This window comes from Comamonas sp. FG99, assembly GCF_057808605.1.
The window spans coordinates 19,043-28,256 of record NZ_JBMDII010000056.1 but is presented as its reverse complement, the minus strand read 5'-3'; the positions used below and the strand labels follow the sequence as shown (position 1 = coordinate 28,256).

General features: G+C 69.4%; 8 protein-coding genes. 6 read left to right on the top strand and 2 right to left on the bottom strand.

The window, feature by feature from the left end; translation table 11 throughout:
- Window positions 1–1,498 (bottom strand): DNA primase (dnaG, locus tag ACODRX_RS24310; protein WP_488874121.1); only part of this gene is annotated, 1,498 nt, incomplete at its 3' end.
- 155 nt (window positions 1,499–1,653) lie between these two features.
- On the opposite strand from dnaG, the gene ACODRX_RS24305 reads away from it, so the two are divergent.
- On the top strand, window positions 1,654–3,300 hold the full coding sequence (locus tag ACODRX_RS24305; RefSeq protein WP_488874120.1) for an acyl-CoA synthetase: 1,647 nt from the start codon (window positions 1,654–1,656) through the stop codon (window positions 3,298–3,300).
- A 24-nt stretch (window positions 3,301–3,324) separates the two neighbouring features.
- Entirely contained in the window at window positions 3,325–3,759 is a 435-nt protein-coding gene (locus ACODRX_RS24300) for a cupin domain-containing protein (RefSeq protein ID WP_488874119.1), read from the top strand.
- Window positions 3,760–3,792: 33 nt separating this feature from the next.
- On the opposite strand, the gene ACODRX_RS24295 is transcribed toward ACODRX_RS24300, so the two are convergent.
- Window positions 3,793–5,400, bottom strand: a complete 1,608-nt coding sequence (locus ACODRX_RS24295; RefSeq protein ID WP_488874118.1) for an alkaline phosphatase D family protein — start codon at window positions 5,398–5,400, stop codon at window positions 3,793–3,795.
- Between the two features lie 226 nt (window positions 5,401–5,626).
- On the opposite strand from ACODRX_RS24295, the gene surE reads away from it, so the two are divergent.
- The 4 genes from surE to ACODRX_RS24275 are packed head-to-tail and all read left to right on the top strand — an operon-like array spanning window position 5,627 to window position 9,115.
- Window positions 5,627–6,418, top strand: coding sequence for a 5'/3'-nucleotidase SurE (gene surE, locus ACODRX_RS24290; RefSeq protein WP_488874117.1), 792 nt, complete (start codon window positions 5,627–5,629; stop codon window positions 6,416–6,418).
- A complete protein-coding gene (locus ACODRX_RS24285; protein ID WP_488874116.1) occupies window positions 6,415–7,218 on the top strand; it encodes a protein-L-isoaspartate(D-aspartate) O-methyltransferase in 804 nt (267 codons plus the stop codon). Before surE ends, ACODRX_RS24285 begins: the two co-directional genes overlap by 4 nt.
- A 14-nt stretch (window positions 7,219–7,232) precedes the next feature.
- Entirely contained in the window at window positions 7,233–8,075 is an 843-nt protein-coding gene (locus ACODRX_RS24280; RefSeq protein WP_488874115.1) for a peptidoglycan DD-metalloendopeptidase family protein, read from the top strand.
- Window positions 8,075–9,115, top strand: coding sequence for an RluA family pseudouridine synthase (locus ACODRX_RS24275; RefSeq protein ID WP_488874114.1), 1,041 nt, complete (start codon window positions 8,075–8,077; stop codon window positions 9,113–9,115). The genes ACODRX_RS24280 and ACODRX_RS24275 overlap by 1 nt, the downstream gene beginning before the upstream one ends.
- Window positions 9,116–9,214: the final 99 nt, after the last annotated feature.

Genomic DNA, 9,214 nt, shown 5'->3' with positions numbered 1-9,214 from the left:
GCGGGCCGCGGCCCGCGTATTCGCCGGGATGGCCGGGCATGCCGGCGTCGGCCGGCTCCCAGGAGGGGGGCGCGTCGTCGGCGGCCCAGGGCGGCGCCTCCGCCAGCGGGGCGCCGGGCCGGGCGGGCGCGCTACGTGCATGGGGGCCAGGGGCGGCGTGGTGGGCCTGCGGCTGGCGCAGCAGCTCCTGCTGCGTGGCCTGTTGCCAGATGGTGTCCAGCTCGCTGGCGGGCAGCTGCGCGGCCTGGGCGAAATCGGCCAGCAGCTGGCGCTTGAGCGCGCCTTCGGGCAGCAGGTTCCACAGCGGCCTGGCGTTGCTGCTCATGTGGGCGCGGCCCTCGGCCTGGCCCAGGTCGCAGCCTTCGGCGGCGGCTTCGAGCAGAAAGCGCGACAGCGGCATGGCGCTGCCCACGTGGCGGGCAAAGGCATCGGCGCCGTGCTCGCGGATGAAGCTGTCGGGGTCGTGCTCGGCCGGCAGGAACAGGAACTTGATGCTGCGCGTGTCGCTGGCATAGGGCAGGGCGCCTTCCAGCGCCTTGCGCGCCGCGCGCCGGCCGGCGGCGTCGCCGTCGAAGCTGAAGACCACGGTGTCGGTGAAGCGGAACAGCTTGTGCACATGCTCGCTGGTGCAGGCGGTGCCCAGCGTGGCGACTGCGTTCGGAAAGCCCAGCTGCGCCAGCGCCACCACGTCCATATAGCCTTCGGTGACCAGCGCATAGCCCGCGTCGCGGATGCTGGTGCGCGCTTCGAACAGGCCGTAGAGCTCGCGGCCCTTGTGGAACACCGGGGTTTCGGGCGAGTTGAGGTACTTGGGCTTTTCGTCGCCCAGCACCCGTCCGCCAAAGCCTATGCATTCCCCCTTCACGTTGCGGATGGGGAACATCACCCGGTCGCGGAAGCGGTCGTAGCGCTTGCCCTCGCCGTCGTCCGACTCGATCACCAGGCCCGACTCGGTGAGCAGCGGGTTGTCGTATTCGGCGAACACGCTGGCCAGCGCGCGCCAGCCCTCGGGGGCATAGCCCAGGCCGTAGCGCTTGGCGATCTGGCCCGAGACGCCGCGGCCCTTCAGGTAGTCGATCGCGCGGCGCGACTGCGCCAGCTGCCGGCGGTAGGCATCGCCGGCTTTTTCCAGCACCTCGCTCAGCGTGGCCTGCTGCTTGCGCTGCGCGGCGGCGCGCTCGCGCTGCTGGGGCGAGATGTTGTCGTCCTCCGGCACCTGCATGCCGGTCTGCTGCGCCAGCTCCTGCACCGCCTCGCGAAAGCCCAGCCCCGCATGGTCCATCAGGAAGCCGATGGCATTGCCGTTCTTGCCGCAGCCGAAGCAGTGGAAGAACTGCTTGGACGGGCTGACGCTGAAGGACGGCGATTTCTCGCCATGGAAGGGGCACAGCCCCATGAAGTTGGCGCCGCTCTTCTTGAGTTGCACATAGCGGCCCACCACGTCGACCACGTCGACGCGGGACAGCAGCTCCTGGATGAACGACTGGGGAATGGACACCGCGCTATTGTGACGGATGCGGCGCCAGCTCAACTATTCAAAAATGATAGCTCGCAACGCTTGATGGGTATATGCAGGCGTGCATTTACATCAATATTTGCCGGTCCGCCGGCTCGAATTGCCCCAGTTGTGGCACAGTGCGCGCAGGAGGCTTCATGACCCACATGTACGACGCGCAGCTGGATCGCAATCCGGCCAACCACGAGCCGCTCACGCCGCTGGCCTTCATCCGCCGCGCGGCCGAAGTCTATCCGCAGCGCACCGCCATCATCTATGGCGAGCTGCGCCAGACCTGGCTGCAGACCTACGAGCGCGCCCGGCGCCTGGCCAGCGCGCTGAGCCAGCGCGGCATCGGCCAGAACGATACGGTGGCGGTGATGCTGCCCAACACCCCGCCGATGGTGGAGGCGCATTTCGGCGTGCCGATGGCCGGCGCGGTGCTCAATGCGCTCAACACCCGGCTCGATGCGGAGACCATCGCCTTCATGCTCGACCACGGCGAGGCCAAGGCGCTGATCGTGGACCCGGAGTTCTCCGGCGTGGTGGCCCGGGCGCTGCAGCTGCGCCAGGCGCAGACGCCGCTGCTGCTGATCGATGTGGAGGACGCGCTCTACGGCCTGGCCGAAAAGCGCCTGGGCGAGACGAGCTACGAGGAGTTCCTGCTCGAAGGCGACCCGCAGTACGCCTGGCGCATGCCGGCCGACGAATGGAGCGCGATCGCGCTCAACTACACCAGCGGCACCACCGGCAATCCCAAGGGCGTGGTCTACCACCATCGCGGCGCGGCCATCAATGCGATCAGCAACGTGCTGGAGTGGGACCTGCCCAAGTTCGCGGTCTACCTGTGGACGCTGCCCATGTTCCACTGCAACGGCTGGTGCTTCCCGTGGACGGTGGCGGCGCGCGCGGGCGTCAACGTCTGCCTGCGGCGGGTCGAGGCGCGGGCCATCTTCGATGCCTTCAGGCAGCACGGCGTGACCCACTACTGCGGCGCGCCGATCGTGCACGGCATGCTGGTGAATGCGCCCGATGAGCTCAAGGCCGGCGTGCCCGGCGGCGTGAAGGCCATGGTGGCGGGCGCCGCTCCGCCGGCCTCGATGATCGAGGGCATGGAGCGGCTGGGCATAGACCTGACGCATGTCTACGGCCTGACCGAGGTCTACGGCCCGGTCACCGTCTGCGCCAAGCACGAGGACTGGGCGCAGCTGGACGTGGGCGAGCGCGCCCGCCTCAACGCGCGCCAGGGCGTGCGCTACCACCTGCAGGCCGATGCGCGCGTGCTCGATGCCGAGACCATGGCGCCCGTGCCTTGGGACGGCGAGACCATGGGCGAGATCATGCTGCGCGGCAATATCGCGATGAAGGGCTACCTGAAGAACCCGGCGGCCACCGACGAGGCCTTCCGCGGCGGCTGGTTCCACACCGGCGACCTGGCGGTGCAGTATCCGGACGGCTACATCAAGATCAAGGACCGCAGCAAGGACATCATCATCTCGGGCGGCGAGAACATCTCGTCGATCGAGGTGGAGGACGTGCTCTACCGCCACCCCGACGTGCTGGCCGCGGCCGTGGTGGCCAAGCCCGATCCCAAATGGGGCGAGACGCCCTGCGCCTTCGTCGAGCTCAAGCCCGGCTCCGCCGCCACCGCGCAGGACATCGTGGCCCACTGCAAGCGGCACCTGGCCGGCTTCAAGGTGCCGCGCGCGGTGGTGTTCGGCGAGCTGCCCAAGACCAGCACCGGCAAGATCCAGAAGTTCGAGCTGCGCAAGCAGGCGGGCTCCGCGGCGGCGATCGACGTCTGACAAGAACCAAGGAGGCAGTTGTTTATGCAAGCATGGCAAAAGGTATGGAGCGTGGGCGCGGTGGCGGCGGCGCTGGGGCTGGCGGGCGCGCCGGCGCAGGCCGAGGTCTACGTCAAGGAGAGCCTGATCAAGGCCAGCAAGGATAAGGCGGGCGGCGGCACGGGCGTGCTGGTGGGCGAATATGCCTTCACCCGCGACAAGGCCGGCAAGGACCAGGCGATCAAGGAGATCAGTTGGCTCACGCTCAAGCCCGGCGACTCGATCGGCTACCACCAGCACACCACCAACGAAGACACCTACATCATCGTCTCGGGCACCGGCATCTTCAAGGACAAGGACGGCCGGGACCTGCCGGTGAAAGCGGGCGATGTGACCATCGTGCGCAAGAACGAATCGCATGGCCTCACCGCCACCGGCAGCGAGCCGCTGGTGTTCGTCGACGTGATCGCCGAGCAGTAGCTGCAGGGCGGCGGCGGGCTGGCGAGCGGGCGGCTACAGCATCACCGGCCCGGCCTCGCGGTCTGCCACGGCGAAGCTGGCCTGGGTGTGGATGCCGCTGCGCGCATCCAGCGGATCGTCGAGCGCGCGCAGCCGCGTGGTCCACTGCTGCGGCGTGATGTCGCACAGCCCGTAGCCGCGCTCCTCGCAGCGCGCGAACAGCACCTGGGGGTTGCGGCGCACGATCGCGTCCACCTTGGCCTGCGTGGTGCCCGAGTGCGAGGTGATCGAGGTGCCGCAGAACTCGCTGGCCAGCACCGGCGTGTCCTCGCCGATGGCGCCCGAGGCATCGGGCGCATGGATGCGGCAGACATAGTTCTGGTGGATGTCGCCGCCCAGCAGCACGGTATTGCGCGGCGCCTGCTGCTGCAGTGCCTGCAGCAGGCGGCTGCGCGCCGCCGGGTAGCCGTCCCAGCTGTCGGTGGCCGTGCGGCCATTGGGATAGCGGCGCGGCGCGAACAGGGTCTGCTGGCACAGCACGTTCCAGCGCAGCTCGGGGTTGCGGGCGGCGCTGTTGTCGCGCAACCGGTCGCCGAGCCAGCGCTCCTGCTCCAGGCCCAGGAAGCTGCGCGTGTCCCATGCCAGCTCGGGGCATTCGGCCGGCATCACGGAGCCGGTGCTTTTCCTGCCGGCGCTGCGGCAGGCCTGGATGTCGCGGTACTGGCGCGCATCCAGCACCAGCAGGTCGGCCAGCCGGCCCCAGGGCAGGCGCCGGTACACCTGCGGCGCGGCCAGGCCGCGCGCCAGCGTGCCCGCGCGCAGCGGCATATTCTCGTAGAAGGCCTGCCAGGCCGCGAGCCGCTTGCGCAGGAATGCATCGCGGTCGCCCACCCCGGCGCTGCCGGCGTAGTCGTTCTCCACCTCATGGTCGTCCCAGGTCACGATCCAGGGGCAGTGGGCATGCATGGCCTGCAGCTGGGCATCGCTCTTGTGCAGCGCATAGCGGTCGCGATAGTCCTGCAGCGTGAGCGGGTAGGGCAGGGGCTGGGTGCGGGCCAGGCCGTCGAGCTTGCGGGGCGTGGCGTATTCGTAGATGTAGTCGCCCAGAAAGAGCACCAGTTCGGGGTCTTCGTGCAGCGCATGCCGCCAGGCGGCATAGAAGCCGTGCTCCCAGCGCTGGCACGAGGCGAACACCAGCCGCAGCCGCTTCGGCTGGCCGCCGGGCGCCGGCGCGGTGCAGCTGCGGCCGGTCGTGCTGGCCTCGCCATCCGCCAGAAAGCGGTAGTGGTACCAGCGCCCGGGCGGCAGGCCGTGCACTTCCACATGCACGCTGTGGCCCCAGCCCGGCTCGGCCAGCGTCTCGCCGCGCTGCACGATCTGGCGGAACTGCGCGTCGTGGGCCAGCTCCCAGCGCACCGGCTGCGGGCCCAGCAGGGGGCGGCGCGGGCTGGGCATCAACCGGGTCCACAGCACCATGCCGTCGGGCGCCGGGTCGCCGCTGGCCACGCCCAGCCCGAACAGCTGCTCGGTCACCGGCCAGGGCGTGGCTGGCAGGGGCTGGGCAAAACCGCCAGGGGATGCCAGCGTGGCAGCCGCGCCGCCGGCCCACCGCAGCCATTGGCGGCGGTGCACAAGCCAGGATTGCCAGGAGTCGGATTGCATGGCGCTACATGGTACGCCCGTGGTACGCCGATGGCACGCCGATATGGGGCCGGGCAAGATGTAAGCGTCGGTGTTTCCGCCCCTTGCGGCGGGCGGCGAGCAAGGCCGCCGGGCCGGCGATGGCTTACCATAGCCTGCTGCTTTGGAAATGGTGGTGCGGGAGCGACAGCCGCGCCATGCCTGTCGCAAAGCCCCCCTACAATGCGGGCAAACCGTCCCTCCCTTCATGAAGATACTTCTCAGTAACGACGATGGCTACCAGGCCCCCGGCATCGTGGCGCTGTACGAGGCGCTCCAGGCGGTGGCCGACGTGGAGGTTGTGGCGCCCGAGCACAACAACAGCGCCAAGTCGAATGCGCTGACGCTGAATGCGCCGCTGTATGTGCACCAGGCGGCCAACGGGTTTCGCTATGTCAACGGCACGCCGGCGGACTGCGTGCACATCGCGCTCACCGGCCTGCTGGGCTACCGGCCCGACCTGGTGGTCTCGGGCATCAACAACGGCGCCAACATGGGGGACGACACCATTTACTCGGGTACCGTGGGCGCGGCGATGGAAGGCTATCTGTTCGGCGTGCCGGCGATCGCTTTCTCGCAGATCGACAAGGGCTGGGCCGAGATCGGATCGGCCGCGCAGTATGCCGGCACGCTGGTGCGCCAGTTCGCGCAGGGCGGGCTGGTGGGGCGGGGGGACGCAGCGCCCTGGCTGCTGAACGTGAACATTCCCAATCTGCCGCTGGCGCAGATCAAGCCGTTCAAGCTGTGCCGGCTGGGGCGCCGGCATGCGGCCGAGAAGGTCATCACCCAGACCAGCCCGCGCGGCGACACCATGTACTGGATCGGCAATGCCGGGGGCGTGAAGGACGATGCCGAGGGCACGGATTTCCATGCGACCGCGCAGGGCCATGTCTCCGTCACCCCGCTCAAGGTCGATCTGACCGACCACCAGAACCTGGCCTACTGGAGCCAGACCGCGGCGCGGCTGCGCCAGGTGGAAGCACAGGAGGCCGGGCCGTGAGCGTGCGCAAGCCGGGCTTTCCCGCCCAGGGCGCGTTGCCGCCCAGCATGCGCGCGGCCTCGTCCGCGGTGCACCGTGAATGGACGCGCGTGCCGGTCGAGCTGGCGCCGGTGCCGATGGCGATCAAGACCACGGTCGGCGCGGCCGGCCAGGTCGATTTGTCGGCGATGCGCCAGCGCATGGTGCAGCGCCTGGCGGCCGCGGGCGTCGAGCATGTGCGCGTGCTGCAGGCCATGAACTCGGTGAATCGCCACCATTTCGTCGACAGCGCGCTGGGCAACCAGGCCTACGAGGACACCAGCCTGCCGATTGGACTGGGGCAGACGATCTCCAAGCCCAGCATCGTGGCGCGCATGTGCGAGCTGCTGCTCGACTCGCCCGCCGGCAAGGCCGGGCTGGGCCGCATCCTCGAAGTGGGTACCGGCTGCGGCTACCAGGCGGCGGTGCTGAGCCTGCTGGCCAAGGAGGTGTACACCATCGAGCGCCTTCGCGCGTTGCACGAAAAGGCCCGGGTGAACTTGAGGCCGCTGCGGCTGTCGAATGTGCACCTGATCCTGGGCGACGGCATGCAGGGCTTTGCGCAGGGCGCACCCTATGCGGGCATCATTGCCGCCGCCGGCGGCGATGCGATCCCCCAGGCATGGTGTGAACAATTGTCGATCGGCGGCCGTCTGGTGGCGCCGGTGCTGGGTCCCCACAGGCGGCAGGTGCTGGTGGTGGTGGACCGTACGGCACAGGGCCTGCAGCAGACGGTGCTGGAGCAGGTGCATTTTGTGCCTCTAAAATCAGGGGTTGGCTGAAAAGGATGAGTTGTATGTTGGATTTGCGAGGTCTCGTAACCTGGGGTTCTGGTGTGGTGGTGGCAGCGGTGCTTGCCGGCTGTGGCAGCACCTCACTCAACCAGGCTCCGGTGGAAGACCGAGGTTCGTCCGTGGGAGCGGCGGGCGGCACGCCCGCGGCCACCACGCCGCCGAAAGTGGACCCGGCGACGCTGCCCGGCGCCGAGAATGCGGGCAAGCCTGGCTACTATTCGGTCAAGCCCGGCGAGACGCTGATGCGCATCGCCGCGGAGCATGGCCAGAACTGGCGCGACATCGCCCGCTGGAGCAACCTGGAGAACCCGAATGTGATCGAGGTGGGCCAGGTGCTGCGGGTGGTGCCGCCGGCAGGGTCGGCACCGGCTGCCGCCACGCCGGTGGCGCCAGCGGTGGTGGGCTCGGCCGCCAGCAGCAGCGCCGCGCCCAGCACGCCGGCACCCAGCGCGCCTGAAACCCCGGCCATGGCCTCGGACAATATCGGTTTCATCTGGCCTGCGTCCGGCAGCCTGATCGCCGGTTTCGACGAGTCGCGCAACAAGGGCCTGGACATTGCCGGCAAGGCCGGCGATCCGGTGATCGCCGCAGCCGACGGCCGGGTGATCTACGCCGGTGCGGGCCTGCGCGGCTACGGCAACCTGATTCTCATCAAGCACAACAACACCTTCCTGTCGGCCTATGCCCACAACCAGACCCTGCTGGTCAAGGACGACCAGGTGGTGCGCAAGGGGCAGAAGATCGCCGAGATGGGCAGCTCCGACGCCGACCGCGTGAAGCTGCACTTCGAGATCCGCCGCCAGGGCAAGCCGGTCGATCCGGCGCGCTACCTGCCGTCGCGCTGATGCCGCCATCGAGCCATGAGCCGATGCAGCCTGGCTGCATCGGCCTTGTCGTTTCTGAGGACGGCGAGGACACCCAGGCCGACCTGAGCGCCCAAGACGTCGAGACCCGGCAGGTGCTGGCCGACGCCGCGGTGCACGGGCTGCGGCTGGACAAGGCGCTGGCGCTGTGGGTGCCCGAGTTCTCGCGCAGCTACCTGCAGCAACTGCTGGAGCAGGGCGCCGTGGCGGTCAACGGCGCGCGCCGGCTCAAGGCCAGCACCAAGGTGCGGGCCGGCGACGCGGTGCTGGTGGAGCTGGTGCCCACCCAGCAGAGCCAGGCCTTCTTGCCGCAGGCCATGGCGCTCGATATCGTCTACCAGGACGAGCATCTGCTGGTGCTGAACAAGCCGGCCGGCCTGGTGGTGCACCCGGCGCCGGGCAATTGGAGCGGCACCTTGCTCAACGGCCTGCTGGCCCACGACCCGCAGGCCGCGGCGCTGCCGCGCGCCGGCATCGTGCACCGGCTCGACAAGGACACCAGCGGCCTGATGGTGGTGGCGCGCCAGCGCGCCGCCATGGACGCGCTGGTCAAGCGCATCGCCGCGCGCGAGGTGCACCGCAACTACCTGGCGCTGGCCCATGGCGCCTGGCGCGGCGCCAGCCCGCGCACGGTGGAGCTGGCCATCGGGCGCGACCCGAAGAACCGCCTGCGCATGGCGGCGGTGGATCTGAACCTGCATCCCGGCAAGCCCGCGCGCACCGATATCCGGCTGCTGGCCAATGGTGGCCAGGGCGATGCGCTCGGCTGCCTGGTGCACTGCAGCCTGCATACCGGGCGCACCCACCAGATCCGGGTGCACATGGCCGCGCTGCGCCATCCGCTGGTGGCCGACGAGCTGTATGGCGGCCCGCCGGCGGCGGGCATGCGGCGCCAGGCGCTGCATGCCACGCGGCTTGCCTTCGAGCATCCGGCGACCGGGCAGGCGCTGGACTTGCATGCGCCGCTGCCGCCGGACATGGCTGCGGCACTGCGCGAATGGGGCATCAGTTATAATTCTTGACCATTGGCCCGTGTGGGGCCGTGTGCCGGCCGCGTATCCTGCTTTTTTGCCGCGGCATCGCCTTCTTGCAAGCCCATACAGCGGCTGACCACTAGACTG

What these genes read in the sequence shown, in the direction of transcription:
- ACODRX_RS24305 (WP_488874120.1), top strand. Translation starts at nt 1,654, where the DNA reads ATGACCCACATGTACGACGCGCAGCTGGATCGCAATCCGGCCAACCAC.
- ACODRX_RS24300 (WP_488874119.1), top strand. Translation starts at nt 3,325, where the DNA reads ATGCAAGCATGGCAAAAGGTATGGAGCGTGGGCGCGGTGGCGGCGGCG.
- ACODRX_RS24295 (WP_488874118.1), bottom strand. Translation starts at nt 5,400, where the DNA reads ATGCAATCCGACTCCTGGCAATCCTGGCTTGTGCACCGCCGCCAATGG.
- surE (WP_488874117.1), top strand. Translation starts at nt 5,627, where the DNA reads ATGAAGATACTTCTCAGTAACGACGATGGCTACCAGGCCCCCGGCATC.
- ACODRX_RS24280 (WP_488874115.1), top strand. Translation starts at nt 7,233, where the DNA reads ATGTTGGATTTGCGAGGTCTCGTAACCTGGGGTTCTGGTGTGGTGGTG.
- ACODRX_RS24275 (WP_488874114.1), top strand. Translation starts at nt 8,075, where the DNA reads ATGCCGCCATCGAGCCATGAGCCGATGCAGCCTGGCTGCATCGGCCTT.